The sequence below is a fragment of the Curtobacterium sp. SL109 genome (assembly GCF_026672405.1).
In the GTDB taxonomy this organism is placed as follows: Bacteria; Actinomycetota; Actinomycetes; order Actinomycetales; family Microbacteriaceae; genus Curtobacterium.
The window spans coordinates 597,740-623,836 of record NZ_JAPPRB010000002.1 but is presented as its reverse complement, the minus strand read 5'-3'; the positions used below and the strand labels follow the sequence as shown (position 1 = coordinate 623,836).

29 protein-coding genes are annotated in these 26,097 nt (G+C 72.1%); 17 read left to right on the top strand and 12 right to left on the bottom strand.

Annotated features, from left to right (window positions below):
• Positions 1-4: 4 nt before the first annotated feature.
• The gene (locus OVA28_RS04370) at positions 5-943 is read right to left on the bottom strand and encodes a serine hydrolase (RefSeq protein WP_268095893.1); all 939 of its coding nucleotides are present in this window, start codon (positions 941-943) and stop codon (positions 5-7) included.
• Positions 943-2,907, bottom strand: coding sequence for a M13 family metallopeptidase (locus tag OVA28_RS04365; protein ID WP_268095892.1), 1,965 nt, complete (start codon positions 2,905-2,907; stop codon positions 943-945). Before OVA28_RS04365 ends, OVA28_RS04370 begins: the two co-directional genes overlap by 1 nt.
• Before the next feature lie 94 nt (positions 2,908-3,001).
• Here OVA28_RS04365 and OVA28_RS04360 point away from each other — a divergent pair, with 94 nt between their 5' ends.
• From OVA28_RS04360 to OVA28_RS04345, 4 genes are all read left to right on the top strand, one after another.
• Positions 3,002-4,345 (top strand): uracil-xanthine permease family protein, encoded by a 1,344-nt coding sequence (locus OVA28_RS04360; protein WP_268095891.1) that lies wholly within the window; start codon positions 3,002-3,004, stop codon positions 4,343-4,345.
• A gap of 101 nt (positions 4,346-4,446) precedes the next feature.
• On the top strand, positions 4,447-4,974 hold the full coding sequence (locus tag OVA28_RS04355) for a hypothetical protein (RefSeq protein WP_268095890.1): 528 nt from the start codon (positions 4,447-4,449) through the stop codon (positions 4,972-4,974).
• A 119-nt stretch (positions 4,975-5,093) separates the two neighbouring features.
• A complete protein-coding gene (locus OVA28_RS04350) occupies positions 5,094-5,702 on the top strand; it encodes a hypothetical protein (protein WP_268095889.1) in 609 nt (202 codons plus the stop codon).
• Positions 5,699-6,289 (top strand): hypothetical protein, encoded by a 591-nt coding sequence (locus OVA28_RS04345; protein WP_268095888.1) that lies wholly within the window; start codon positions 5,699-5,701, stop codon positions 6,287-6,289. The genes OVA28_RS04350 and OVA28_RS04345 overlap by 4 nt, the downstream gene beginning before the upstream one ends.
• A 98-nt stretch (positions 6,290-6,387) precedes the next feature.
• Here OVA28_RS04345 and OVA28_RS04340 read toward each other — a convergent pair whose 3' ends face one another.
• A complete protein-coding gene (locus OVA28_RS04340) occupies positions 6,388-7,083 on the bottom strand; it encodes a GAP family protein (RefSeq protein WP_268095887.1) in 696 nt (231 codons plus the stop codon).
• Between the two features lie 9 nt (positions 7,084-7,092).
• Here OVA28_RS04340 and OVA28_RS04335 point away from each other — a divergent pair, with 9 nt between their 5' ends.
• The gene (locus tag OVA28_RS04335) at positions 7,093-8,403 is read left to right on the top strand and encodes an MATE family efflux transporter (RefSeq protein ID WP_268095886.1); all 1,311 of its coding nucleotides are present in this window, start codon (positions 7,093-7,095) and stop codon (positions 8,401-8,403) included.
• A gap of 7 nt (positions 8,404-8,410) precedes the next feature.
• On the opposite strand, the gene OVA28_RS04330 is transcribed toward OVA28_RS04335, so the two are convergent.
• Positions 8,411-9,550 carry a LacI family DNA-binding transcriptional regulator gene (locus tag OVA28_RS04330; protein ID WP_268095885.1) on the bottom strand — a complete coding sequence of 380 codons (1,140 nt, stop codon included), beginning with the start codon at positions 9,548-9,550 and terminating at the stop codon, positions 8,411-8,413.
• A 53-nt stretch (positions 9,551-9,603) separates the two neighbouring features.
• Between OVA28_RS04330 and OVA28_RS04325 the strand changes: the two genes are divergently transcribed.
• From OVA28_RS04325 to OVA28_RS04310, 4 genes are all read left to right on the top strand, one after another.
• On the top strand, positions 9,604-10,941 hold the full coding sequence (locus tag OVA28_RS04325; protein ID WP_268095884.1) for an MFS transporter: 1,338 nt from the start codon (positions 9,604-9,606) through the stop codon (positions 10,939-10,941).
• Positions 10,942-10,950: 9 nt separating this feature from the next.
• Positions 10,951-11,646 (top strand): endonuclease NucS, encoded by a 696-nt coding sequence (gene nucS / locus OVA28_RS04320; protein ID WP_071278704.1) that lies wholly within the window; start codon positions 10,951-10,953, stop codon positions 11,644-11,646.
• Positions 11,647-11,880: 234 nt separating this feature from the next.
• Entirely contained in the window at positions 11,881-12,600 is a 720-nt protein-coding gene (locus tag OVA28_RS04315; RefSeq protein WP_268095883.1) for an HAD hydrolase-like protein, read from the top strand.
• Positions 12,597-13,853 (top strand): MFS transporter, encoded by a 1,257-nt coding sequence (locus OVA28_RS04310; protein WP_268095881.1) that lies wholly within the window; start codon positions 12,597-12,599, stop codon positions 13,851-13,853. Before OVA28_RS04315 ends, OVA28_RS04310 begins: the two co-directional genes overlap by 4 nt.
• Before the next feature lie 153 nt (positions 13,854-14,006).
• On the opposite strand, the gene OVA28_RS04305 is transcribed toward OVA28_RS04310, so the two are convergent.
• On the bottom strand, positions 14,007-14,840 hold the full coding sequence (locus tag OVA28_RS04305; RefSeq protein ID WP_268095880.1) for an SDR family oxidoreductase: 834 nt from the start codon (positions 14,838-14,840) through the stop codon (positions 14,007-14,009).
• A gap of 41 nt (positions 14,841-14,881) precedes the next feature.
• On the bottom strand, positions 14,882-15,520 hold the full coding sequence (locus OVA28_RS04300; protein ID WP_268095879.1) for a nucleoside/nucleotide kinase family protein: 639 nt from the start codon (positions 15,518-15,520) through the stop codon (positions 14,882-14,884).
• Positions 15,521-15,553: 33 nt separating this feature from the next.
• Here OVA28_RS04300 and OVA28_RS04295 point away from each other — a divergent pair, with 33 nt between their 5' ends.
• The gene (locus OVA28_RS04295; RefSeq protein ID WP_194659629.1) at positions 15,554-15,925 is read left to right on the top strand and encodes a VOC family protein; all 372 of its coding nucleotides are present in this window, start codon (positions 15,554-15,556) and stop codon (positions 15,923-15,925) included.
• 1 nt (position 15,926) lies between these two features.
• Here OVA28_RS04295 and OVA28_RS04290 read toward each other — a convergent pair whose 3' ends face one another.
• On the bottom strand, positions 15,927-16,364 hold the full coding sequence (locus tag OVA28_RS04290) for an NUDIX hydrolase (RefSeq protein WP_071278688.1): 438 nt from the start codon (positions 16,362-16,364) through the stop codon (positions 15,927-15,929).
• Between the two features lie 124 nt (positions 16,365-16,488).
• On the opposite strand from OVA28_RS04290, the gene OVA28_RS04285 reads away from it, so the two are divergent.
• Entirely contained in the window at positions 16,489-17,139 is a 651-nt protein-coding gene (locus OVA28_RS04285; protein WP_268095878.1) for a GNAT family N-acetyltransferase, read from the top strand.
• On the opposite strand, the gene OVA28_RS04280 is transcribed toward OVA28_RS04285, so the two are convergent.
• The gene (locus OVA28_RS04280; protein WP_268095877.1) at positions 17,136-17,738 is read right to left on the bottom strand and encodes a hypothetical protein; all 603 of its coding nucleotides are present in this window, start codon (positions 17,736-17,738) and stop codon (positions 17,136-17,138) included. The genes OVA28_RS04285 and OVA28_RS04280 overlap by 4 nt on opposite strands.
• A 99-nt stretch (positions 17,739-17,837) precedes the next feature.
• Positions 17,838-19,157: a carboxylesterase family protein gene (locus tag OVA28_RS04275; protein ID WP_268095876.1), complete on the bottom strand. Its 1,320-nt coding sequence runs from the start codon at positions 19,155-19,157 to the stop codon at positions 17,838-17,840.
• A gap of 213 nt (positions 19,158-19,370) precedes the next feature.
• Here OVA28_RS04275 and OVA28_RS04270 point away from each other — a divergent pair, with 213 nt between their 5' ends.
• Together OVA28_RS04270 and OVA28_RS04265 are read left to right on the top strand one after the other, a co-directional pair.
• On the top strand, positions 19,371-20,171 hold the full coding sequence (locus OVA28_RS04270; RefSeq protein WP_194659625.1) for a sugar phosphate isomerase/epimerase family protein: 801 nt from the start codon (positions 19,371-19,373) through the stop codon (positions 20,169-20,171).
• Positions 20,168-21,271: a Gfo/Idh/MocA family protein gene (locus OVA28_RS04265; protein WP_194659624.1), complete on the top strand. Its 1,104-nt coding sequence runs from the start codon at positions 20,168-20,170 to the stop codon at positions 21,269-21,271. Before OVA28_RS04270 ends, OVA28_RS04265 begins: the two co-directional genes overlap by 4 nt.
• 141 nt (positions 21,272-21,412) lie before the next feature.
• Here the strand turns inward: OVA28_RS04265 and OVA28_RS04260 are convergent, their stop codons facing one another.
• From OVA28_RS04260 to OVA28_RS04250, 3 genes are all read right to left on the bottom strand, one after another.
• Positions 21,413-22,021 carry a TetR/AcrR family transcriptional regulator gene (locus OVA28_RS04260; RefSeq protein WP_268095875.1) on the bottom strand — a complete coding sequence of 203 codons (609 nt, stop codon included), beginning with the start codon at positions 22,019-22,021 and terminating at the stop codon, positions 21,413-21,415.
• 96 nt (positions 22,022-22,117) lie between these two features.
• Positions 22,118-22,657, bottom strand: a complete 540-nt coding sequence (locus tag OVA28_RS04255) for a MarR family winged helix-turn-helix transcriptional regulator (protein ID WP_194659622.1) — start codon at positions 22,655-22,657, stop codon at positions 22,118-22,120.
• A 54-nt stretch (positions 22,658-22,711) separates the two neighbouring features.
• Positions 22,712-22,894, bottom strand: coding sequence for a hypothetical protein (locus tag OVA28_RS04250; RefSeq protein WP_267423348.1), 183 nt, complete (start codon positions 22,892-22,894; stop codon positions 22,712-22,714).
• 156 nt (positions 22,895-23,050) lie between these two features.
• Here OVA28_RS04250 and OVA28_RS04245 point away from each other — a divergent pair, with 156 nt between their 5' ends.
• The 4 genes from OVA28_RS04245 (at position 23,051) to OVA28_RS04230 (ending at position 26,065) form a co-directional block, all read left to right on the top strand.
• The gene (locus OVA28_RS04245; RefSeq protein ID WP_268095874.1) at positions 23,051-23,794 is read left to right on the top strand and encodes an SDR family NAD(P)-dependent oxidoreductase; all 744 of its coding nucleotides are present in this window, start codon (positions 23,051-23,053) and stop codon (positions 23,792-23,794) included.
• Between the two features lie 108 nt (positions 23,795-23,902).
• Complete coding sequence (locus tag OVA28_RS04240) at positions 23,903-24,130, top strand: hypothetical protein (RefSeq protein WP_268095873.1); 228 nt, start codon at positions 23,903-23,905, stop codon at positions 24,128-24,130.
• A gap of 79 nt (positions 24,131-24,209) precedes the next feature.
• Positions 24,210-25,400, top strand: coding sequence for a sensor histidine kinase (locus OVA28_RS04235; RefSeq protein WP_268095872.1), 1,191 nt, complete (start codon positions 24,210-24,212; stop codon positions 25,398-25,400).
• Positions 25,397-26,065 (top strand): response regulator, encoded by a 669-nt coding sequence (locus OVA28_RS04230; protein ID WP_194659618.1) that lies wholly within the window; start codon positions 25,397-25,399, stop codon positions 26,063-26,065. Before OVA28_RS04235 ends, OVA28_RS04230 begins: the two co-directional genes overlap by 4 nt.
• Positions 26,066-26,097: the final 32 nt, after the last annotated feature.

The following is a 26,097-nucleotide window of genomic DNA, read 5'->3' as shown; positions in this document are numbered from 1 at the left end:
GCGGTCAGCGGGTGGCGGTCGTGTGCACGGCTTCGAGGACCTCGGTGCCCATCGTGCGCAGGGCCTCGACCACCGCGAGCCGCTGGTCGAGGGTGTCGTCGGAGAAGGTCACCGTCACCGCGTAACTCACCGACGAACCCGGGCCCCGCAGGACCCCGGCCTCGGCGCGGACCCCGCGTCCGACACCGGTGACGGACACCGCCTGGAGGCCGTGGTCCAGTGCGCGGTGCGCCAGCGGGTCGAGACCGAACGCCCCGGCGACGAGCGAGAGGTCGGCCGCGAGGGACAACCACCCGAGGACCCGGTTCGAGACGCCCTCGTCGACGACCTCGCCGAGCGCGAGCCCGCGCATCAGCCAGCTGAGCTCACCCGAGGCGGCGACGGCGATGTCCGGGGCGTCGTCGGGACCACGGCGGTCCCGCACCCGGTCGATGAACGCCGAGCGCTCGACCCCGAGCGCCTCGGCACGCTCGCGGACGGCGTCGATCCCGACCAGCGAGAGCAGTGCGTTCGTCGCCCACGCGTCTGCGGTCGCGGCCACCAGGGTCGCGAGGTCCGGGACCTGCATGGTCGGCTCCTGCAGGAACTGCCAGAGGCCCGGCCCGGCCGCGGTGTCCCGGGCCATCCGCTGCAGCCGGTCGCCGTGCAGTCGGCCGTCCTCGAGCCGTGCCGCGACCTCGGTCAGGAGCAGCACCCGACCGAGGCTGCCGACAGGCTGCACGAGTCGGTCGTCCACGGCCAGCAACGCCCGACGGGTCGACGTGTCGATGACCGACGCACTGACCCCGGCGCCGTCGTGCGCCAGCGACCCGAGCGCGTCGACGGTCGCGACGAAGCGCTCCTCCGCCCCGCCGCGGTGCCGTCCCCGAGCACGGGTGCCCGCGCCGGAGCGACCGTCCTGGCGACGCCGCCGCGAGGACGGAGCCGCGTCGGGCTCGACCATCACCAGATGGCGACGCGCTCGGCGGGGTCGAGGTACATCGCGTCCTGCTCCGTGACGCCGAAGGTGTCGTAGAACACGTCGATGTTCTTGACCACCTGGTTGCAGCGGAACTCGGTCGGCGAGTGCGGGTCGATCGTCAGGAGCCGTGCGGCCTCCTCCGGGCGGATCGCCATCTGCCAGGCCTGCGCCCAGCTGAGGAAGAACCGCTCGGCACCGGTCAGGCCGTCGACCACGGGGGGCTCCTGGCCGTCGAGGGAGATCAGGTACGCCTTCCACGCGATGGAGAGGCCGCCGAGGTCACCGATGTTCTCGCCGATCGTGAGCGCGCCGTTGACGTGTCCGTCCGGCACCTCGGTCGGGACGAGGGCGTCGTACTGGGCGATGAGGGCCTTGGTGCGCTCCTCGAAGGCCTGGCGGTCGGCCTCGGTCCACCAGTTCTGCAGGCGTCCGTCACCGTCGTACTGCGAGCCCTGGTCGTCGAAGCCGTGGCCGATCTCGTGCCCGATGACGGCACCGATCGCGCCGTAGTTGGCGGCGGCGTCACGCGAGGCGTCGAAGAACGGGAACTGCAGGATCGCAGCCGGGAACACGATCTCGTTGAAGCCCGGGTTGTAGTACGCGTTGATCGTCTGCGGCGTCATGAACCACTCGTCGCGGTCGATCGGGGTGCCGATCTTGCCGAGCTCGCGGTCGACCTGGAACGAGGCCACGGCGCGGACGTTGCCGAGCAGGTCGTCCGCGGCGACGGGCAGCGCGGAGTAGTCGCGCCACTTCACCGGGTAGCCGATCTTCGGCGTGAACTTGTCGAGCTTCTCGAGCGCACGGGTCCGGGTCTCGTCGGTCATCCAGTCGAGCGCGGTGATGCTCTGGCGGTAGGCCTCGACCAGGTTCGCCACGAGGTCGTCCATCGTGACCTTCGAGGTCTCGTCGAAGTGCTCGGCGACGTAGATCCGACCGACGGCCTCACCCATGGCGCCCTCGACGAGCGAGACGCCGCGCTTCCAGCGCTCGCGCTGCTTGGGCGCACCGGTGAGCGCGGTGCCGTAGAACGAGAAGCTCGTCGCCGAGAACGCGCTCGTCAGGTACGGCGCCGATCCCCGGATCACCTGCCAGGCGAGCCAGTCCTTCCAGACGGTCAGCGGCTGGTCGCGGAGCAGCTCGGACAGGCCGGTGAGGAACGACGGCTCCCGGACGACCACGGTGTCGAAGGCGCCGACGGGGGCGCCGATGGCCTGCCACCAGAGCTGCAGGTCGACGCCGGGTGCCAATGCGGCGACCTCGGCCCACGGCAGCTTGTTGTAGGTCTTCTGGCTGTCGCGGGTGGCGACGTTGTCCCAGTGCTCCGCGGCGAGCGCCGTCTCGAGCGCCACCACGTGCTCGGTGCGCTCGGCGCCGGCCTCGAACCCGGCGAGCGGGAACATCGCGGCGACGAACTCGCGGTACTTCTCGCGGATGTCGGCGAAGCGCTCCTCGCGGTAGTACGACTCGTCGGGCAGGCCGAGTCCGGACTGCTCCAGGAACACGACGTACGAGTCGGGGTCACCCGGGTCGTTGTCGACGAAGAGCTGGATGAAGCTCGGCAGGCCGAGGCGCTCGAAGCGACCGACCATCCGCACGACGTCGGCGGTGGTCTCGATCGCGGCGATCTCGGCGAGGAGCGGTTCGATCGGGCCGGTGCCCAGGGCCTCGAGCGCGACCTCGTCGGTGAACGCCGTGTAGAGGTCGCCGACCTTGCGCTCCTCGGTGCCCTCCGGAGCCAGCTGCGAGCGTTCGACGATGGTGCGGACGGCGGCCTCTGCCGCTTCGGCCAGCACCGTGAACGAGCCGTAGCGCGCCTTGTCGTCGGGGATCGGCGTCGCCGCGATCCACTTCCCGTTGACGTGCCGGTAGAGGTCGTCCTTCGGGGACACGTCAGGGTCGAGTTCGTCGGTTCGGATTCCGGTGGTGCCTGCGACGTCGGTCATGCGCTCCACGATAGTCACCGGGCCCCCGCAGGTCCCCCCGGCGAGTCCTCCACAGGACGTCCATCGGCTGGTCGCTGGCCGGTACGGTCATCGCATGGGACTTCCGTGGAAGCTGCACGGTGACGGTGCGACCGTCTCCGCGACGACGATCGTGGCGCCGGACGAGCGCCTCACCTGGCCGCGGACGATCGGCCTGGGCGTGCAGCACGTCGTGGCGATGTTCGGCGCGACCTTCCTGGTGCCCCTGCTGACGGGGTTCCCGCCGTCCACGACACTGCTCTTCAGCGGCATCGGCACGATCCTGTTCCTGCTCGTCACCGGCAACCGTCTGCCGAGCTACCTCGGGTCCTCGTTCGCGTTCATCGCCCCGATCGGCGCCGCGACGAAGATCGGTGGCATCCCGCTCGCGCTGTCCGGCATCATCGTCGTCGGCGCCCTGCTCGCGGTCGTCGGCCTCGTCGTGCACCTGGCCGGCGCCGGGTGGATCGACCGCCTGATGCCGCCGATCGTCTCCGGGGCGATCGTCGCGCTCATCGGCTTCAACCTGGCGCCCGCCGCCCGCGACAACTTCACCAAGTCGCCCGTCATCGCGGTCATCACCCTGCTCGCGATCATCCTGGTGACCGTCCTGTTCAAGGGGCTCATCGGGCGCCTGTCCATCGTCATCGGCGTCGTGGTCGGCTACGTGGCCGCCCTGATCGGCGGGCAGGTCGACTTCTCCGCCGTCGCCGACGTCCCCTGGGTCGGCCTGCCGACCTTCACGGCCCCCGCGTTCGACCCCGCGCAGCTGCCGATCTACCTGGCCTTCGTACCGGTGGTCCTGGCGCTGGTCGCCGAGAACGTCGGGCACGTCAAGGGCGTCGGACAGCTCACCGGCCGTGACCTCACCCCGCTGACCGGACGGGCACTCTTCGCCGACGGCGTCTCGACGGTCCTGGCCGGCATCGGCGGTGGCTCCGCGACGACGACCTACGGCGAGAACATCGGCGTGATGGCCGCCACCCGCGTCTTCTCCACGGCCGCCTACTGGGTCGCCGCGATCGCCGCCGTCCTGCTCGGGCTGTCCCCGAAGATCGGCGCGGTCATCTCCTCGGTCCCCGCCGGCGTGCTCGGTGGTGCGACGACCGCGCTCTACGGCCTGATCGGTGTCATCGGCATCCGCATCTGGGTGGAGAACCGCGTCGACTTCGCCAAGCCGAAGAACCAGCTCACCGCGGGCATCGCGCTCATCATCGGCATCGCGGACTTCACGTTCTCGTTCGGGCAGGCCAGCTTCGGCGGCATCATCGTCGGCACCGTCGCGGCGATCGTCGTCTACCACCTGATGGACCTCATCGGTCGCGCGCGCGGCACCGACCCGGCGGAGCCCGTCGCCGCGGAGTCGGCGCACGCCGCCACCGGAGCGGTCCCGGCGGAGCCGCGCGCCGACCGACGCTGAGTGCATCTCGCATCGGGCTCTGCTGAAAACCGATCTTCCGTCCGCTGAAATACTGATGTACGTTCTCCCTGACGGGCAAAGAAGCCCGAGAAGGAGAAGACATGTCAGTGCTACTTCAACGTCTCGCGTGTGCGGCGATCGCCTCTGGTCTCCTCGCGGCCGGAGCCGTCGCTGCTCCCGGCTCCGCGAACGCGGCAGAGATCGACGGCTTGTACATCCCCGACGGAACCACGATTGACCCGAGCTTCGATCCAAGTACTGGGGGTTCCTACGCCGGCGGTGGCGGAGCACCGGGCCCCGAGAAGGGACACACTCCGCGGAGTGGCGACTGCAAGTGGCGCCAGGCTGGGGCTCTGCCTGGCGGAGGCTGGTCCGGACCGTCGACCGGTTGTTACCTCATCGGTACCACCAAGAACGCAACAGTCACGTACTTCTGGAGGTCCGCCTCGGACGCGGATTCGTGTGTCCAGGGGAAGGGCTTCAACGCCAACGTGTCGCCGGTCTGGCAGAGCGCCGGTTGTCTCGGCAGCGGGAACACCACCATCCTCTGGGGCAACGTGGCTTCGAACAAGCAGGTGAAGGTCAAGTCATTGGCGGTCGTGACCGGCTCGAAGGTCGAGTGGGAGTGACACCCCGGGCACGGCGACGGATCGTCGGTCTCGGTACCGCGATCTCCGTCGTCGTGCTCATGGTCCTCGGCCTGACCACCACCTCTCGCACCCCGGAGCCCGTCTCAGATCGGTTCCTCGTGAAGCAGCTCAGCGACCTCCGTGCTCATGTGGTCTGCTCCGGGGGGACGACTTGGCGCGGTGACCCGTACTTCTGGGACCGCATGCGTGGTGTCGATTGCTACACGTCTTCCGGCGCACCGGTCTTCATCCGGGTGTACAGCCACACGGCTTCCGTGCCACAGGTCCTCCAGGACTGGGCTGGCACCTTCAGCGGGGGTCGTGCACTCGTCCACGGCGACCGATGGTTCGTCATCGGACCTCGCACGACGATCGCACCTGTCGCCGAACGCCGCGATGCCATCGGCCCGACAACATCCCCTCCATCGGCGCCAACACCGTCGTCAACCCAGGAGGAACAGACGACCTGCGTCCGGTTCCTCAGCGCCGCCGTTCAGGACGCCGCGATGAACCCGGACCAGTTCGACGAAGAACTACCGGCGATGGATCGGCTCTATCCAGGGGCGGAGCGCACCGTGAGGAGCATCACGTCTCACGAGACCGTCAAACAGTTGCGTACCGTTCCGCAGGTCGAGATGGCGGCACGACTCGGCGATCATGCGGACGTCTTGAACAGGATCTGCGCGCGCGCCGCCAGCGTGTCATCAAGCCAAGCGAGTGAGAGATGATCCCGTCCTCCGTCACCTCCCGCGCCAGCACGATCAATCGCCGGTGGGCGGCAGGACTCCTCGTCGCCGCCGGTGCGGCCTGGCTCCTCCTCGAGCTGCTCGACCTCCCCACGCACCTCGGCTGGTACGGCCTCGGCGCGACCCCGACGGGGTTGCAGTGCACGCTTGCTGCGCTCGTCGCGGTCAGCGTCACCGTCGTGACCGCCACCCACGCCGTCACGGCGCCACGACCCCTCCTGGCCATGCTGGTCGTCATCGTGTGGCTCCGCGTGGCCGGTCGGACGATCCCGCTCCTCGGTCATGCCGACCGCGGCCTCGACACCTCGGCGTCGACAGCGCTGATCAGCACGGGGGTCCTCGGTACGATCGTCGCCGTCACCGTCGTGATGGTCGTCGCGGCCACGGTCACGCGCAGGACGCTCAGCTCGACGGCGGTGCTGGTCGTGGTCGCCCTCGTCGCGACGACCATCCACGGCCTCGGCGTGCCGACCGCGGTCCAAGAGGTCACCGCCGGCGTCGTCGCGGCGGCGTACACCGTGTCCGGCATCCTCGTCCTCCGACGTGGGAGCACCGCCAGGTCACCGTGAGGGCCGGACGGGAGGCCCTGGTCGCGACCGCCCCGCCAGTGCGGGCTGCGCGCACGGCGGGACCACGGCCTCCCGTCCGGACCGACGCGACCACCCGCTCAGGCGAGCAGACCGACCGCGCCCGTCACGAGCTGGACGACCGCGAGCAGCACCAGCACGACCACCAGGAACACCGAGCCCCAGCGGCCTATCCACCCGCGCATCGCGGCGAGCGCGCGCCTGGCCCGGGCACCGAGGGTGACGGCGAGGACGATCGGCAGGAACGCCGTCGAGCCGCCGACGAGCACGAAGAGCGCACCGGCGACGACCGTCTCGGCGGCTGCAGGGTCGGCGTCACCGAAGGCCAGGCCGGCGCCGAGCGCCAGGACGAGCGCCTTCGGGCTCGACACGAACCACAGCACGCCGACGCCGAACGCGCGGCGCGGACCGATCGACTCCATCGCCGCGGACCACCGGGAGCTGGCGGGCGACCCGTCGGGGAGCCGTCGGACCGACCACTGCCAGACGGCGAGCGCGAGCAGCACGACGCCCGCGCCGAGGGCGACGAGGGCCTCGACGGGCGTCCCACCCGCACCGGTCCGGGCCGGCAGCCGTTCGCCGACGAGCACCGCGACCACGAGCGCGACGGCGATCGTCGTGATCCAGCCCGTCGCGCAGGCCACCGCGGAGCCGTACCCGCGGCGGTGTCCGAGCAGGAAGACCACCGAGGCGACGGTGAGCGGACTGAGGGCCAGACCGACGGCACCCGGCACGAGCGCGACCACGTCCACACGGGCGAGGGTAGTCGGCGGCATGATGTCCTGATGCCCTCGTCCCGCCGTGCCGTCGACCGCGACATCGTCCGGCTGGCGCTGCCCGCGCTCGGTGCGCTGGTCGTCGAACCGCTGTTCCTGCTGACGGACACCGCGCTCGTCGGACACCTCGGGGCGACCCCGCTCGCGGCCGTCGGGCTCGCGAGTGCCGTGCTGCAGACCGTGACGGGGCTCCTGGTGTTCCTGGCCTACTCGACGACACCGGCGGTGGCCCGGGCACTCGGTGGTGGCGACCGTCGGGGCGCGGTGCACGCGGGCATCGACGGGATGTGGCTCGCGCTCGTGCTCGGCGTCGTGCTCGCCCTGGTCGGCTGGCCGCTCGCCGGACCGCTCGTGTCGGTGTTCGGGGCATCGGCCGAGGTGTCCGCCGCGGCCACCGCGTACCTCCTCGTGTCGCTCATCGGGCTGCCCGGGATCCTCGTCGTGACGGCCTCGACCGGGCTGCTCCGCGGACTGCAGGACACCAGGACGCCGCTCGTCGTCGCGACGGTCGGGTTCGTCGCGAACGGGCTGCTCAACGCACTGCTCATCTACGGGCTGGGCTGGGGCGTGGAGGGCTCGGCGGCCGGCACCGTGCTCGTGCAGTGGGCGATGGCCGCGGTGTACGTGGTGATCGCCGTGCGGGCAGCCCGTCGCGTGGGCGCTCCCCTGCGTCCCGGGGCGTCCGGCGTGGTGCGGGCGTTGCGGTCGGGTGCCTGGCTGTTCCTCCGCACGGCGTCGCTGCGCATGGCGATGCTCGCGACCGTCGGGGTGGCCGCGGGCCTCGGCACGGTCGGGCTCGCGACGACGCAGGTCGGCCTGACGGTGTTCAGCACCCTGGCGTTCGCACTCGACGCGCTGGCGATCGCCGGGCAGGCGCTGGTCGGGCACGCGCTCGGTGCGCGGGACGCAGACCGGGTCCGGCTCGTCACGACCCGGCTCGTCGTGCTCGGCATCGGCGGCGGGGTGCTGCTCGGACTCCTCACGCTCGCCGTCAGCGGGGTGCTCGGCCCGGTGTTCTCGGACTCGGCCGCGGTTCGGGGATCACTGCCACTCGTGCTCGTGCTCATCGCGGCGGGGATGCCGGTCGCCGGGTACGTGTTCGTGCTCGACGGGGTGCTCATCGGCGCCGGGGACGCCCGCTACCTGGCGATCGCGGGGGCGGTGAACCTCGTCGTGTACCTGCCGCTGCTGTGGGTGGTCGGGGACGGGCTCGCGTCGCTGTGGGCGGTGTTCTCGTTCGGGTACATCGGGGTGCGCGCGGTGACGCTCGGCGTGCGGGCGCACCGGCCGGGGTGGATCGCCGTCGCGATGGCGCGGTAGGGGCGGCTCAGCCCCGCGGGGGCGCCGTCGTGTCGCCGACGCGGAGCTCCGAGCGGAACGCGGCACCCTCGGGTGACTCGCCCTCGAGCATCGCCAGGGCAGCCCGGGCCGCCGCCTGGCCCTTCTGCACGAAGGGCTGCACGAGCGTGGTCAGCTGCCGGATCGGGGAGCGGTGGAACAGGCTGTCGTCGACCTGGATGCCGTCGAAGCCGACGACGCTGACGTCCTCCGGCACGCGGAGCCCGGCCTCGAGCGCCGCCGAGATCACCCCGACGGCGAGCAGGTCGCTCTGCGCCACCACCGCGGTCGGACGGCTGCCGTCGACCGCGAAGAGCGCGGCGCCGGCGATGCGGCCCTCCTCCACCGAGCTGCCGCCGGCCTCGATCGCGACGGCGTCCGGGAACACGTCCCACACCCCGCGGAGTCGTTCCGTGGTGGTGAAGGCAGCGCCGGCAGCGAAGCGCTCGGCGCTGATCGGCCCGCGGTGGTGCGAGGCGTCGAGGGGCAGCGCGACGACCGTCACGGCGGTGTGGCCGAGGTCGCGGAGGTACTCCGCCGCACGACCCGAGCCCTCGCGGTTGTCGAGCTTGATCGGGACCGCGCCCTCGATGTCGTCGGCCTCGATCGCGACGACGGGGATCCCGCGGCGCCGGAGCACGGCGACCGCGGGGTCGACCCGCACGTTGCAGCCGACGAGCACGACGGCGTCCATCGGGGCGTCGACCAGGGGTCCGGCACCGCGCTCGTCGTCGAGCGGGCTGCGGACGAGCAGCAGGGAGGCGCCGGCCTCCCCCGCGACCTCGGCGATGCCGTCGAGCGTCAGGACGTTGACCGGGTCGCGGAAGGCATCGCTGAGACGTTCGTCCATCACGACGCCGATGACGCCGGACCGGCCGCGGCGCAGCGACCGGGCGCGCGGGTCGGGTCCGTCGTAGCCGAGCTCCGCCGCGGCGGCGAGGACCCGGGCGCGGGTCTCTTCGGACACCGGACCGGTGCCGCTGAACGCCAGGGACGCGGTGGACGGTGCCACCCCGGCGGCACGGGCGACGGCGACGAGCGTCGGCCGAGCGGCCCGCGCGGCGGCGGGGACGATGCCGGCCGCGCGGGGAGTCCCCGACGCGCCGCCGTGTGTTGCCGTGTCGTCCATCGCCGGTTAGCGTATCGGAGAACCACACTCGAATCGATTCGATCGGAAGCACCATGACGACGGCGTCCGCCATCACGACCGCACCGAGCACCCGAGCGTGGCGCAACGCCGTGTTCGTCGTGTTCACGCTCTCGGGGCTCGACATCGCCACCTGGCTCGGACGCATCCCCAGCGTGCGCGACGAGCTGAGCGCCAGCACCCTGACGATGGGGCTGCTCGTCGTCGGGATGAGCGTCGGGTCCATCGCCGGCCTGACCTTCGCGGGGCACATCGTCGGGAAGCTCGGGGCCAAGCGCGGCGTGCAGATCGCCGCCGTCTGCCTGGCACTCGGGCTCGTGATGGCCGGCATCTCGGTCAGCCTGGGCTGGGGCTTCGCGGCGATCTGGATCAGCCTCATCGCGTTCGGGTTCGGCAACGGGCTGTGTGACGTGTCGATGAACGTGACGGGCGCCACGGCCGAACGGCTCGGCGGCCGCACGATCATGCCGCTGTTCCACGCCGCGTTCAGCCTCGGCACGCTCGCCGGCGCCGGGCTCGGTGCCCTGGCCGAGCGGCTCGAGGTCCCGGTCGCCCTGCACTTCATCGTCCTCGGCATCCTCACGAGCCTGGCGATGGTGACCGTCGTGCGCTGGTTCGGCGACGAGCGGGTCATCGAGGCCGAGGCCACCGACACCAGCCCCGTGCCGCTCCCCGTCTCGCGCTGGGCCGTCTGGCGTCAGCCGTCGACGCTGCTCATCGGCGTGATCGTGCTCGGCATGGCCCTGGCCGAGGGCTCCGCGAACGACTGGCTGCCCCTCGCCATGATCGACGGCCACGGGCTGGAGAACGACGGCGGCTCGGCCGTGCTCACCGTGTTCCTCGCCGCGATGACCGCTGGTCGCGTCGCCGGCAGCCCGCTCATCGACCGGTTCGGCCGCGTCCCCGTCCTCCGCGCGAGCGCCGCCGTGGCCGTCGTGGGCCTCGGCATGCTGATCTTCGTGCCGAGCGTGCCGCTGGCGATCGTCGGCGTGGTGCTGTGGGGCCTCGGTGCGTCGCTCGGCTTCCCGATGGGCATGTCCGCCGCCGCGGACGACCCCCGCACCGCGGCCGCCCGCGTCAGCGCCGTGGCCACCATCGGCTACGTCGCGTTCCTCGCCGGCCCGCCGATCATCGGTCTCGTCGGCGAGCACTTCGGCCTGCTCCACGGCCTGCTCATCGTGTTCGTGTTCATCATCGCGGCGGGTCTGGCATCCGGTGCGGCACGCGAGCGGACGCCAGAGGCGACCGGGACCACCGGGGCCGGCCCGAGCCTCCCGGCCCGGAACGACGAGACGGACGCGACCCACGAGACGGACGCGACGAGCCGGACAGACGCGACCAGCGCGACCGGAGCGCGACGCGACGCCCGTTAGGCTTCCCGGGTGCGTCTCGTCATCGCCCGTTGCTCCGTCGACTACGCCGGTCGCCTCGCGGCTCACCTGCCCCTCGCGACCCGGCTCCTCATGCTCAAGGCGGACGGCTCGCTGCTCGTCCACTCGGACGGCGGCAGCTACAAGCCGCTGAACTGGATGAGCCCGCCGTGCTCGATCGAGATCGGTGAGCCCTCCGAGGACCAGGCCTCCGCCGGCATCGAGCAGGTCTGGACGGTCACCCAGAAGAAGACCCAGGACAAGCTCGTGGTCAGCATCCACGAGGTCATCGCCGACCAGACCCACGACCTCGGCGTCGACCCGGGGCTGGTCAAGGACGGGGTCGAGGCCCACCTGCAACAGCTCCTGTCCGAGCAGATCGAGCTCCTCGGCGACGGGCACACGCTCGTCCGTCGCGAGTACATGACCGCCATCGGGCCGGTCGACATCCTGGCGCGGGACGACGCCGGTGCGAGCGTCGCCGTGGAGATGAAGCGGAACGCCAACATCGACGCGGTCGAGCAGCTCACGCGGTACCTCGAGCTGATGAACCGCGACCCGATGCTGCGTCCGGTGCAGGGTGTCCTCGCGGCGCAGACCGTGGCGCCGCAGGCCCGCACCCTCGCCGAGGACCGCGGCATCCGCGTGCTGGTGCTCGACTACGACGCGATGCGCGGCATCGAGGGCGGGCACACCCGCTTGTTCTGAGGGTTCCCGGCGCGCGTAGCGGGTCGTCTTGCGCGCCGCGGGTCCTTCCGCGCGTGGCGAGTGGAATCGCGCGTGGGCGGTCGTTCCTTCCCACCCGCAACGCGCGATCCCGCCTGCCAGCGCGGCCGTGACGGGAAGGAACAGCCTCCGGCCAGGAGGCTCGACCCGGCTCCACAGCGCACGTCCCGCCCCGCTGACGGTCGCCTCCACTGCCCCGGTTAGGCTGGTCCTGACATGACCAGCCCGTTCAGCGCCATCCTCTTCGACCTCGACGGCACCATCAGCGACTCGGCGCCGGGCATCCTCGAGAGCCTGACGTACACGTTCCGCCAGGTCGGGGTGCCCGTCCCCGACCACGCGACGATGATGTCGTTCGTCGGCCCGCCGATCCTCGACACCTTCCACATCGCGATGGGCATGGACGACGAGCTCGCCGACCGCACCCTGGCCGTGTACCGCGAGCACTACTTCTCGCACGGGGCGCTCGACTCCCGCATGTTCGACGGCATCGACGTCGTGCTCCGCACCCTGCACCAGGCCGGCCTGCCGATCTCGACCGCGACGAGCAAGCCCGAGACCCCGGCGACGTACATCCTCGACCACTACGGACTCGTCGGGGACATCGACGTGATCACGGGTGCGAGCGACGACGAGGTCCGGTCGTCGAAGGCCGACGTGGTCGAGGAAGCGCTCAAGCGCCTCGACGCCCGCGGGTTCGACATCAGCCGACCGGTGCTCGTCGGCGACCGGCTGCACGACGTCGAGGGCGCAGCGGTGCACGGGGTGCCCGTCGTCTTCGCCGAGTGGGGCTACGGCTCCCCCGCCGAGGCCGTCGGCACCATCGCGACCGCCGCCACCCCGCTCGACCTGCTGCCGATCCTGCTCCCGGGGTCGGACGCCGCCGGCTCGGACGCCGCCGGGACGTCCGCCTCCGACCTCGCCGGCCGGGCGTGAGCACCAGGGGGGAGCTGGTCCGCCGCGCGGGCTGGGTCCTGCCGGTCGCGATCGTCCTGGTCGCGCTGAACTTCCGCGGGCCGATCGTCGCGCCGGCACCCGTCATCGGGGACGTCCGGATGGACCTCGGGCTCACCACGACCGTCGCGGGGCTGCTCACGACGATCCCCGTGCTCTGCTTCGCCCTCGCGACGCCGCTCGCGAGCTGGGTGATCGCGAAGGCCACCCCGGAGCGGGCGGTGTCGCTGTCGCTCGTCGTCGTGCTCGTCGGCACGGTGATCCGGTCGCTGCCGAGTGCCGCCGCGCTGCTCATCGGCACCGCGGTGATCGGCATCGGCATCACGATCGGCAACGTCGTCGTCCCGGTGGTCATCCGCCGCGACACCTCGCCGGAACGCGTCGGGATCGTCACCGGCGTCTACACGTCCGCGCTCAACGTGGGGTCGATGACGACCTCGCTCGGCACCGCCCCGATCGCCGACCTGTGGGGCTGGCCGGTCGCCATCGCCCTGTGGGGTGTGTTCGCGCTGATCGCCGGCCTCGCGTGGACGTACACGGTGGGTGCACGTGCCGCCTGGCTCGGCCCGCGCTCGGGTGCACCTGCCGAGCCACTGCCGGTCACCGGGCCCATCGACCAGGTGCTCGACACCGGTGCCGTCCGCACCACGACCGCGCCGACCCGGGTCTCCGTCGTCCGCCCGACCCGCTGGGTGACGATCGGTCTGACGTTCGCCTTCGGTGGACAGGCCTTCTCGTACTACGCCCTGACCGCCTGGATCCCGACGCTGCTGCACGACGAGATCGGCTTCTCGAAGGCGTCGTCCGGTGCGAGCTCCTCGGTGTTCCAGATCCTCGCGGTCGTCGGAGCGCTCGGTGTGCCGGTGCTCGCCGCGCGCTGGCGTCCCCGGGCGATCCTGTCCCTCGTCGGGACCCTGTGGCTCGCGATGCCCCTCGGGCTGCTGTTCGCACCGCAGCTGTGGCTGCTGTGGTCGATCCTCGGCGGTGCGGCCCAGGGCGGCGGCATCACGGTGATCTTCATCATCATCGTCCGGCTCGTCTCGAACGACGACGACGCCCGCCGGATGTCGGCGTTCGTGCAGGGCGGCGGGTACCTGCTCGGGTCCGCGGGCCCGATCGTCGCCGGGGCGCTCCACGGTGCGACCGGGGACTGGACGGCGCCGCTGCTCGTCGTGCTCGTCGCGGTGCTCGTGCTCGGCGTCGTGGGAACCCTGGCGGCGCGCCGGGTGCCCTGAGCCGCGCGCAGAACTCAGTCCGGAGCCGGTCGAATGGCGCGTTGCGAGTGGAATCGCGCGTCGCCGGTCATTCGTTCCGACCCACCACGCGCGGAACGACCTCCCACCGCACGCGATGTGGGAAGGAACGCGCCCGCAGAGGACGGGCCCGGATCACCCCGCGCGCAAGACGTCCCGCAACGACATCGGCGCCCGACCCGTCACCCGCTCGACGTCTCCCGTGACCCGCGCGAGCGCCCCCTCCGCGATCGCCGTGTACGTGCTGACCCACGCGTCCGCCTGCCACGGCTCCGGGTTCCACCGCGCCCGCGAGGCGTAGGCCTCCTCCATCGTCTCCGGCTGGTACCGCACGGCACGACCTCGCTCGGCACTCACGATCGACGCCGCCTCGGCGAGCGTGATCGCCGCCGGCCCGGTCAGGTCGTACGTCCGGTCGAGGTGCGCCGCCGGGTCCCGGAGGACGGCCGTCGCCACCCGCGCGACGTCCGCGCGCGCGACCGCCGCCATCGCGCCGTCACCCGCCGGACCTCGGATCACGCCGTCCTCGCCGACCAGGTCCTCGACGAAGTCCAGGTAGAAGCTGTCCCGCAGGAACGTGTGCGCCATGTCGGTCGCGCGGATCGCCTGCTCGGTCGCCCAGTGGTCGCGTCCGAGCGTGAAGGTGGCGTCCTCCGCCGCGCCCATGAACGACGTGTAGACGACGTGCCGGACACCCGCGTCCGCAGCCGCCGTCACGAAGGTCCGGTGCTGCTCCAGCCGGTCCTGGGCCTCCGCGCCCGAGACCATGAGCAGCAGGTCGACGCCCTCGAGCGCCGCCCGCGACGCTGCGGCATCCGCGAACGTCGCCGTCCGCACCTCGGTCCCGGGCAGCTCCGGAGCACGGGCGGGGTCGCGCACGACCATCCGGAACGGCACGCCGTCCGCGGCGAGCGCGCGGGCGACGGCGCCGCCGATGTTGCCGGTCGCTCCGGTGATGGCGATGGTCATGGTGGCTCCTCGAGGTGGCGCGGGTCGCGGCCCGCAGGTGGTCAGGTCCGGACGGTCCGGGAGGCTCGGCTCACCGTGGCAGCGACCCGTGTGGCGTTGACGCCGTCGACCTCCACCGCCCAGGTGCGCGCGGCCTCGTGGTCGCGCCCGTGCCGCATGTGCCGACCGACGAGGCGGTCGAGGCGGACCCCGTCGTCGACCGCGCAGAACCAGGTCTCGGTGAACAGGTCCGACAGGGCGTCCCAGGGTGCGGAGTCGTCGAGCAGGTAGTTGCCCTCGGAGACCACGAGCCGGGCTGCCTGCGGCACGGCGATGCTGCCCGCGACGGGCTCGTCGACGCGTCGGTCGAAGTCCGGGGCCCACACGACGGGTTCGTCCGCACGCACCAGTCGGCGGACGAGGGCGACGTACCCGTCCGCGTCGAAGGTGTCGATCGCGCCCTTGCGGTCGTGCCGGCCGAGGCGGTCGAGTGCGGCGTTCGACAGGTGGAAGCCGTCCATGGGCACCTGCACGGCGGTGCCGCTGCTGAAGTGCTCGTCGACGGCGACGACCACGCGGCGGGCCAGGGTCGACTTGCCCGCGCCGGGGGGTCCGGCGATCCCGAGCACGACGCGCTCCCCGGACGCGGCCAGCTCGACCGCGCGGCGGACGGCGTCGTCGACCGTTCCCTCCGTACGCACGCCCTCATCCTCCCAGAGGAGTTCACTGTCGGCATGACGATCGACGCGACGAAGGCGTTCAGCGGGTTCTCCGTGCGGGACCCAGCCGAGGCGAGGGCGTTCTACGAGGACGTCCTCGGGCTCGAGGTCACCGAGGACCACGGCATGCTCGCGCTCCAGCTCGGCGGCGGGAGGTGGGTGTTGGCCTACCCGAAGGGTCCGGCGCACGAGCCCGCGGCCTTCACGGTGCTCAACTTCCCGGTGCCCGACGTCGACGCCGCGGTCGACGAGCTCACCGCGAAGGGCGTGACGTTCCTGCAGTACGAGGGCATGACCGACGCCAAGGGCGTCAACCGCAAGGGCGGCCCGCTCATCGCGTGGTTCACCGATCCCTCCGGCAACGTCTTCAGCGTCATCGCGGAGTGACTCAGCTGAGCGCGCCCGCCCACCCGAGCGCGATCGGCACGACCAGACCGTGGCGGTGGTGCGGGAGCTCCGCGATCGGGATCCAGTCCGCCCGCTCGGTGGAGCCGTCGGCCTCGTCCCGCAGGGCACCGCCGGTGATCCGGACGCGGAACACGACCTGCACGGCCTTCATCGGTCGGCCGTTCTCGTGCATCCGTCGCTCCGCGGGCACCAGGTGGTGCCGCACGCCGAGCAGTCCCCCGACGGCGACCTCGTACCCGGTCTCCTCCATGAACTCGCGGACGACGGCCTGCTCGACCCCTTCGTCGTACTCGACGCCGCCGCCGGGCAGCGCCCAGGTCCCGGCCTCGGGGAAGCGCTGCATCGCCAGCAGCACCCGGCCCTCGTGCGTGACCACGCCGTACGCCGCCAGCCGGGTGTCGTAGTCCGTGTACTCCATGACCCGACCATCCCAGGAAGCCGCACGAGCGCACGCGTGCCGCGCCGAGCCTCCTGTCCGACGCTGTCGTCCACCGCTGGTGCGGGACTACCCTGAGCGCCATCCGGCGACGGGAGGGCCACCGATGGCGACGAGCGAGACGACCAGCGGCGGCGCGACGACGTTCCGACCGGCGAACGAGGTGCCGTGGGAGGACCTCGACCGCGTGTTCGGCGAGCGCGGCGACCCGGCGCGGTGCCACTGCCAGTGGCTGAAGACCTCCGACCGGACCTTCACGGACATGCCGGTGGAGGAGCGGACGCGGCGGTTCCGGGCAGAGACGGGGTGCGACGACCCGGAGGCGCGGGCGACGACCGGGATCGTGGCCTACCGCGACGGTGAACCGGTCGGCTGGGCGGTGGTCGAACCGCGGCCGGCGTTCGTCCGCTTCCGGAAGACGCGGGTGCAGTGGGCGGGGCGGCAGGAGGACCGCGCGGACGAGGGTGTCTGGGCGATCGCGTGCTTCGTGGTGCGGAAGGGGTTCCGGCGTCAGGGCGTCAGCCATGCACTGGTCGTGGGCGCGGTCGAGCACGCGCGGCGGCACGGGGCCCGGGCGGTCGAGGGCTACCCGATGGAGCTGGCGCCCGGGGTCGAGGACATCTGGGGTGAGCTGTTCGTCGGCCCGCGGTCGGCCTTCGACGCGGCGGGGTTCCTCGAGGTGACGCACCCGACCACCCGGCGGTCGGTGATGCGGTTGGCGTTGCAGCGCGACGGCAGCCAGCGCGAGGACAGCTAGCGAGCTGGCTGCGCGACCGGGCCGTTCGCCCACCCGACCCGCATCCGTGCGACGGCGCGGTCGTACCCGGCGAGCAGGTCTGCCTGGTCACGGAGCAACGACTGCAGCTGCAGCCCCTCGTACAGCGCGAGCAGCTGCTCGGCGCTGTGCCTCGGGGCGGTGCCACGGGCCTCGCGCCCCATCACGACGTCGCGGGCGAGCATGACGGTGAGGTCCTCGAACGCCAGCGTGTACTGCTTGCGGAACCACCCGGCAGCGGCGTGACCCGGCGTCGACGCGGCACTCAACAGCGCCAGGTGCAGGCGGACCAGCGCGGGGTCGCCCTCGCCGGTCTCCAGGCGGGCCCGGATGTAGGCGACAGCGCCCTCACGCTCGCCGATCGAGCGCAGGGCCTGCTGCGTGGCGGTGTTCCACCGGTCGATGACGGCCACGATGAAGAGCTCCCACACCGGGTAGACGCGGCGGAACTCCTCGATGGAGATGTCGGCGTGGACGGCGACCTCGTCGGGTCCGACCTGGTGGAAGTCGGCGGCGCGGTACGCGAAGATCCCCGCGGCCACGATGCGGGCACGGAGGTCGGGATCGGCGGACACGGGCATGCCCCGATTCTCCGGGGGTGGAACGACCGTGGATACCGCCAGTTCAGGGGGTGCCGCGAGGACGTGCCGACCGGCGCCGACGCCGGCTGCCCGGCAGCGTCACCCGCGGTCGAACGTCAGCGTCTCGTCGCTCGGCGCCGTGACCCGTCCGGTCCGCGCGAACTCGGCCCAGATCGCTCGGATGCCGGGGCCGCGGCGTTCGGCCTCGGGCCAGTCGCGCTCGGACACGAACGTGCTGCCGGCCCAGGCCTCGCGCCGGCCGAGCAGCATCGGCAGCTCACCCATGTGCGCCGCGCCGGTCGGCCGCCGCGTCGCACCGCGGAGCAACCGGTAGCGGACCGCCGTCCCGCCGCCGGCGCGGTGCCGGTCGGCGAACCGACGGGCATCACGGCCGTAGATCACCTCGGTCAGCGGGCGGACGAGCCACCACCGCACGAGCGCACGACCCACCCGGTTGCGGGCGACCCGGCGCACGACCGGCAGCACCGGCACGTACATCGCGGTCTCGTCCGCGGCCGACCCGATCATCAGGTCGATGCGCGGAGCGACCCGGCGCCAGGCATCCGCCAGGTCGCGCTCCGCGGGCAGCGGCGCGAAGCCGTACTGCGTGCCGTAGGGCATCCCGCCGCGCAGGCCGAACGGCATCGCGATCCGCTCCGCCCGGGTCTGTCGGTCGAGCAGGTCCTCGAGCGCCGTGTCCGGGCCGACCGCGCCGATGGTCCGCACCATGGCGCGGTTCATGCGGGAGCGTCCTCGCGACAGCCCGAGCGGCGCGCTCTGCACGATCGCCCGGTGGAACAGCCCCTCGGTGCCGTCGCTGATCATCAGGTGCGCGACGGCGTCACCGCCGGCGGACTGCCCGAACACGGTGACGTTCTCGGGGTCACCGCCGAACGCGGCGATGTTCTCGTGCACCCACCCGAGCGACGCGACGAGGTCGAGCAGGCCGAGGTTCGCCGGCACCCGCTCACCGTCGCCGAGGAAGCCCAGCACCCCGAGCCGGAAGGTGACGGTCACGACGACCACCCGCTGCTCGGTGACCAGGTCGACCGGGTCGTTCATGGGCAGGTCGCCGCCACCGATGACGTACGAGCCGCCGTGCACCCAGACCATCACCGGCAGTCGTTCGTCGTCGCCGACGTCGGCCGGCAGGGTGATCGAGAGCCGCTGGCAGTGTTCGTCGACCTCGGCCTCGACCACGTGCAGGAGCTGGTCGACGACCGGGGAGGCCGACTGCGGCGCGAGGGGCGACGGGGTGTCCGCGTCGAACACGTCGGGGAACGGCGGCACGGGCTGCGGCGGCTGGAAGCGGTCGGCCTGCGCGTACGGGATCCCGAGGACCCGCACCACCCCGTCGTCGCGCTGGCCGCGGATGCGGCCGGCGGGGCTGTCGAAGGTCAGGGTCGCGTCGTGGAGCACCGGTCCACGCTAGCCCGGGAGGCTCGGCGCGCGCCCGGGACGCCGGCCCACCGTCGCGGGGTACGGACGCCGGTGCCCCGCGTCGCGGACACGAGCGACACAAAACTACACACCGGGTGGTTTTCGGTGTAGCGTCGTCCTCGATCTCGCCGCGGAGCATCGCGTCCTCGACGGGTCAGCACAGCCCAGTCAGGACCGAAGGAGCCCCGCGCAATGCCCATCACCTCCGTGCAGCTGTACTCGCTGCGAGACGCCATCGCCGACGACCTCGATGCGGCCATCGCCCGCGTGCGCGAGATCGGGTACGAGAACGTCGAGCCCTACGCGTTCGTCGAACGTGCCGCCGACCTCGAGCGTGCCTTCGCCGCCACCGGCCTGAAGGCCCCGTCCGGCCACGTCGCCGTGATCGACGCCGCCGACACCGCCCCGATCTGGGACGCCGCCGAGCGCCTCGGCATCCGCACCGTCATCGACCCCTTCATCCCGACCGACCGCTGGCAGACCGCCGACGACGTCAAGGCGATCGCCGACCGCGTCAACGAGCTCACCGCCGAGGCCGCAGCCCGTGGCCTGCAGTTCGGGTACCACAACCACCAGTGGGAGTTCACGAACAAGGTCGAGGGCCGCACGGTCTACGAGCTCTTCGTCGAGCAGCTCGCCCCGGAGACCGTCCTCGAGGTCGACACCTTCTGGGCGACCGTCGGTGGCGCGGACGCCCCCGCCGTCCTCCGCTCCCTCGGCGACCGCGTCGTCGCGATCCACGTGAAGGACGGCCAGGTCGACGGCGACATCCGCGACGCCCTGCCCTCGTCCGAGAGCGCCCTCATCGTCCCCGAGGCCCTGCAGCGCGCCTTCGAGAACCAGACCCCCGCCGGCCAGGGCGACGTCGACGTGGTGTCGATCCTCGCCGCAGCACCCCAGGCCATCCGCGTCGTCGAGTTCGACGCGTACAAGGGCGACGTCTTCGAGGGCATCGCCGAGTCCCTCACCTGGCTCGGGGACAACGACAAGTGAGCCGCGTCGGGATCGGCATCATCGGTGCCGGCAACATCTCCACGCAGTACCTGACGAACCTGACGCAGTTCGCCGACGTCGAGGTCCGCTTCGTCGCTGACGTCCTGCTCGACCGTGCCGCCGCCCAGGCAGCGGAGTACGGCGTCGGGGCGTCCGGGTCGGTCGAGGAGCTCCTGGCCCGCGACGACGTCCAGATCGTCATCAACCTGACGATCCCGGCCGCACACGCCGAGGTCGACCAGCAGATCATCGACGCCGGCAAGCACGTCTGGAGCGAGAAGCCGATCGCCACGGACCACGACTCCGCCGCAGCGGTGCTCGAGTCCGCGAAGGCCAAGGGCCTCCGGGTCGCGACGGCGCCGGACACCGTGCTCGGCGCCGGCATCCAGACCGCGCTCCGGGCCATCGCCCGCGGTGACATCGGCGAGCCGCTCTCCGCGACGACGATGTTCCACGTGCCCGGTCCCGAGGCGTGGCACCCGAACCCGGACTTCCTGTTCGCCACGGGTGCCGGTCCGCTGTTCGACATGGGTCCGTACTACGTGACGACGCTCGTCCACGCCCTCGGTGCCGCCACCCGCGTGCAGGCCGTGTCGTCGAAGTCGCTCGAGCGTCGGACCATCGCGTCCGGCGACCGGGCAGGCGAGACGTTCCCGGTCGAGGTCCCCACGCACCACGCGGCCCTCATCGAGTTCGCCGGCGGGCAGTCGGCACAGTCGACGTTCTCGTTCCAGCACGCGATGCCGCGCCAGGGCTTCGTGGAGATCAACGGCACGCTCGGCACGATCTCGCTCCCGGACCCGAACACGTTCGAGGGTGACTCCACCCTGTGGCGGTACGGCCAGGACGAGCCCGAGACGATCACCGCCGTCGGGTCGACCTGGGGCCGCGGCACCGGGGTCGTCGACCTCGCCCGCGCGATCGCCGAGGACCGCCCCGAGCGCGCCTCGGGTGCCACCGCGCTGCACGTCCTCGACGTGCTGCTCGGCATCCGCGACGCCGCCGAGTCGCACACGGCCGTCGACATCACCTCGACCGTGGCGTCGATCCCGCCCCTGCCCGAGGACTTCGACCCCGCGGCCGCGGTGCTGACCGCCTAGGACGCAGGCACGCCCCCATCGAGGGAGCAGACGACGTCGAGTCGCCCCAGGGCACCCGACGTCGCCTGCTCCCTCGACGCACGTGCGGGGACGTCAGAGCACGCGGGCGTCAGAGCACGCGGGCGTCAGGGCACGCGGGCGTCAGGGCGCGGGCGGCGGCACGAGCTGCTCGAGCAGCCGCAGCACGCGCTCCCCGTCGACCGCGTCCGGGTCGAGCAGCCACTGCACCTGGAGCCCGTCGGACGCCGCGATGCTCAGGGACGCCAGGTCCGTCGCGTCGAGGTCGCCCCGGATGCGCCCGAGGTCCTGGTCCCGCTGGATCAGCACGGCGAGCTCCGACCGCAGCCGCGCGAAGCGCTCGCGCATGAAGTCACTCGTCGCCGGGTGTCCTTCGCCGACGGCGTCCGCGGCGAGGGTCGTGTAGAGCTGCACGAGCCCGGGCACCTCGCGGTTGCGCCTGGCGCTGTCCCGCATGTCGCCGATGGCCGACGCCAACCGGTCCGGCGAGTTCTGCTCGCGCACCTCGTGCTCCCGGTAGACCGCGAGCAGCAGGTCGTCGCGCGAGGGGAAGTAGTGCCGCAGTGCGGCGTGGGTGATGCCGAGTGCCTCGGCCACGGACCGCAGCGACGAGGCATCGACGCCCTGCTCGGCGACCATCCGGATCATCTCGTCGAGGATCTGCACCCGCCGCTCGGCACCCTTGCGGTACCCGCGTCGCGGAGCGGCGTCGGCGTCCTCGGCGGCGGTCATGCAGACAACTTACCGCTGGAAGGTTTCCGGTGGGGAAGAAGACGGGAGGCTCCCATCGGGCCCGTGGGGAGCCTCCAGGCTCGGATCGTGGTCGCGTCAGCGAGCGCTGTCCGCGACCGTGTACTCGTCCTCGGGTTCCGGCACCGTCTCGGCGAGCGCCTCGACCACCTGGCCGAGCGCCCGCGTGACGACCTCGTTCTCAGCGGCGGGCAGCCGGTCGAGGACCTCGACGACCACCTCGTGGAAGCGTGCGTACGAGGCGTCGATCTTGGCGGCCGCCTGCTCGGTCGGCTCGAGCACCTGTGCTCGCCGGTCCGTGGGGTGGGCGCTGCGGACGAGGTCGCCCTTCTCGACGAGGGTGTCGACGAGCTTCGTGACCGACGCGTTCGACACGGCGAGCATCACGGCGAGGTCCTTCGGACCCATGGACCGGTGGTCGCGGTGTGCCTGGAGCAGGTACCGGACGGCCAGGAACTCGTTCTTCGACAGACCGCTCTCGGTGCGGGCGTGCTCGATCTGCTGCTCCTCGGCGTGCTGCAGTCGGAGGATGGCCTCGACGGCGCTGCGGGCGGCGGTGGATCGGGGCTCGCGGGTGTAGAGGTGGTGGTGCTCGCGGCGGACGACGGTCAACGGCATGGGGTCATGGACTCCGGGTGTTCAGGCCTGGTGGGCGCTCAGGCTGGTGGGCGCTCAGCCCTGGTGGGCGGCGAAGAAGTCGGCGTACGACGGCTCGCGTCGTGCCGAGAGCAGCGAGGGGTCCTCGATGCGGGCGTTCACGTAGGCGGCGATCACGGCGGGGGCGGTGAGGCCGACCCGGGTGTGGGTGCCGGAGAGCGAGGTGCTCCGCTGAGCCCCGTGGTACGTGCTGCGCATGCCTGGTTCCGCCTTCCTCGTCGTCCTGCCGTCCGTGTTGGACGACGGAAGTGTTTCAGGAAGTGAACGGTTCACGCAACGAACGGTTCGGCACCTGTACGTTTCACGCACTGAACCGCTCGGACGGTCGAGACACCGGGGGCTAGCGTCGCAGGCATGGACCTGCAGCTCAGTGACCGTGTCGCCCTCGTCGTCGGTGGGAAGGGCTACATCGGTACCGCCGTGGTGGACCGCCTGCGGGCCGAGGGGGCGACCGTCGTCGTGGCATCGCGGAGCGCATCGGACGACGAGGGGGCCGGGATGTCCGAGGCTGGGACGTCCGGGGCAGCCACGTCCGGGGCGGCGACCTCCGCGGTGGCGATGGACACCGCGGACCAGGCCTCGGTCGACGCCGGGGTCGCGCGGGTGCTCGCCGAGCACGGACGCATCGACGTGCTGGTCGTGACGGCTGCCCCGAGCGCCCGCACGCTGGACCCGGCGAAGCGGTCCGACCCGGAGCAGGTCGCGCAGGCGGTCGACGGCAAGGCCCTCGGGTTCCTGCGGGTCGCGAACGCCGTGCTGCCGGCCCAGCGGGACGCGGGCTTCGGCCGGGTGGTCGTGGTGAGCGGCCAGAACGCCTACCTCTCCGGCAACATCACGGCCTCGCTCCGGAACACGGCCGTCACCGTCATCGCGAAGAACCTGGCGGACGAGGTCGCCGGGTCAGGCGTCACGGTGAACGTCGTCAACCCGGGGACGGTCACCGACGAGCCCAGCGCCGAGGTGCAGCGCGGTGCCGGCGGGGAGTCGAGCCCGACGCAGATCGCCGACCTGGTCGGGTTCCTGTCCTCCCCGCTGTCGGCGGTGTCGGGCGAGTCGATCTCCATCGCGCACCGCGTGCTGGGGTCGGTCGTCATCTGAGTCGAGGTCGTCAGGGGCTGGCTCCTGAGTCGATCTCACCCGCGCGGCTGAGGGGCTTCGGCCGCCAGGACGATGACCGGGTGGGGTGCCCTGCCGGACGCTTGTCCCATGACCAGCAGGACCACCAGGAGCACCGCCGCCACCCTCGTCGCCATCGTCGTCGTCATCGGGACGGCGTGCTGGGCGATCGACGGCAGCCACCCGACGGCCACCACGTCGTCGTCGATGTCGTCGTCACCGTCCTCGTCGTCACCGTCGTCGTCGTCGTCCGGCTCCGCGCTCCCCCGCGGGGTCGTCACCGTCACCGTCGGCACCCCGGCCGGTCCGGTCGGCTGATGTCCGCGCCAGGGCTGGCGAGCAGTGCCACGGCTGCCCTGCTCGCGACGAGCGGACGCGCCCGTGCGATGATCGCGTGGTGACCGATCGGCGGGGGTTCATCAGGGCACTCGCGCCCGGTTCCGTCGTCATCGACCTGGCCCTCGGGCTCGTCGCCGGCCTGGTGTTCATCGCCCCGGTGGACGTCGAGCTGGAACAGGCGAGCACCTGGGCGGTCGTGCTCGCCGTCGTCGCCATCGCCGTGCGTCGGATCTCCCCGTCCGGCTCGATGTTCGCCGTCGTCGTGCTCGGCGCCGTGCAGGTCATCGGGTCCGAGCGGCCGTCGCTGGTCGACATCGCGCTCTACGTCGTCATCGGCACGACGGTCATCGTCGGCAACAAGGTCGAGGTCGTGCTGTCGGGCGTCATCGCCGTCGTCGCGGGTGTCGGTGCGACCGTGTACCTCGCGACCACCGGCTACCGGTTCGCGCTGCTCATCAGCGGGCCCCTCGACCAGGCACTGATCGCCCTGGCCGCCCCGGTCGCGTCCCTGCTCGTCGTGTGGGCGACGGGTCTGGCCGTCCGGTCGCTGACGTCGCGCAACCGCGAGTCCGCACTCCGGGTCCGCGAGTCGGAACTCCGTGTGCAGGCCGAGGAGGTCGCGACGCGCGCCGTCGACGAGGCCGAGTCGGAACGCATCCGCGGTGCCATCGCCCGGGACGTCCACGACGTCGTCGGTCACTCCCTCGCCGTCATCATCGCGCAGGCCGACTCGGTGCCGTTCCTGCACGACGAGGCCCGCATCCGCGAGGTCAGCGCCACCATCGCCAGCACCGCCCGCAGCTCCCTGCTCGAGGTCCGCCAGGTCCTCGGCCACATCGACGGCACCGGCGACCGCGTCGACCCGGGCTCGCTCGAGGAGATCGTGCAGGGCATCCGGGACGCCGGCGTCGAGGTCGACCGCACCGTCCGCGGCACCCCGCGGCCCATGCGCTCGGACACTGGCACCGCGATCCGCCGGGTGCTGCAGGAGATGCTCACGAACGCCCTGCGCCACGGGGCCCCGGGCCGCCCGGTCGCAGTCCGCGAGACCTGGCGCTCGGGCGACGTCGTGCTCGAGGTCGAGAACGTCGTCGGCACCGGCGCGACCGGCGGTTCGGGCCGGGGCATCGCCGGCATGCGGTCCCGCCTCGCCGCCCTCGACGGCTCCTTCGACGCGGCCGTCGTCGAGGACGTCTTCGCCGCCCGTGCCCGCATCCCGCTCGACCTCGACGAAGGAGTCACCCCGTGACCACGCCCATCCGGATCCTGTTGACGGACGACCAGGCGCTGTTCCGTGCCGGCCTGCGCGTGGTCCTCGACGCGCAGGAGGACATGGAGGTCGTCGGCGAGGCCTCCGACGGCGCCGAGGCCCTGACCCTCGTCACCGAGCTGCACCCGGACATCGTGCTGCTCGACATGCGGATGCCCCGGACCGACGGCCTCGAGACCGTCCGCCGACTCTTCGACGGCGCCTTCCCGGAACCCCTTCCCCGGGTCATCGTCCTCACCACGTTCGGCCTCGACCCCGCCGCCGCCACCGCCATCCGGCTCGGCGCGAGCGGGTTCCTGCTCAAGGACGCGACGCCGTCGTTCCTGTTCGCCGCGGTCCGGGCCGTGCACGAGGGCAGCTCGGTGATCGCACCGAACGACCTCGCGCAGCTGTTCGGGCAGGACGTCGAACGGGCACCGACCCCGCAGCCCGCCGAGTTCGGCACCCTGACCGAGCGGGAGCGGATCGTCTTCGGGTGGGCCGCGCGGGGCCTGTCGAACAGCGAGATCTCGGCGCGCGAGTTCGTCACCGAGTCCACCGTGAAGACGCAGCTCAGCAGCGTGCTCGGCAAGCTCGGGCTGCGCGACCGGGTGCAGCTCGTCGTCTACGCGAACGACCACGGGCTCGCCGGCGCCCGGGAGTGACGCCGCCGCGCAGAGTCCTGTGCGGATCGCGC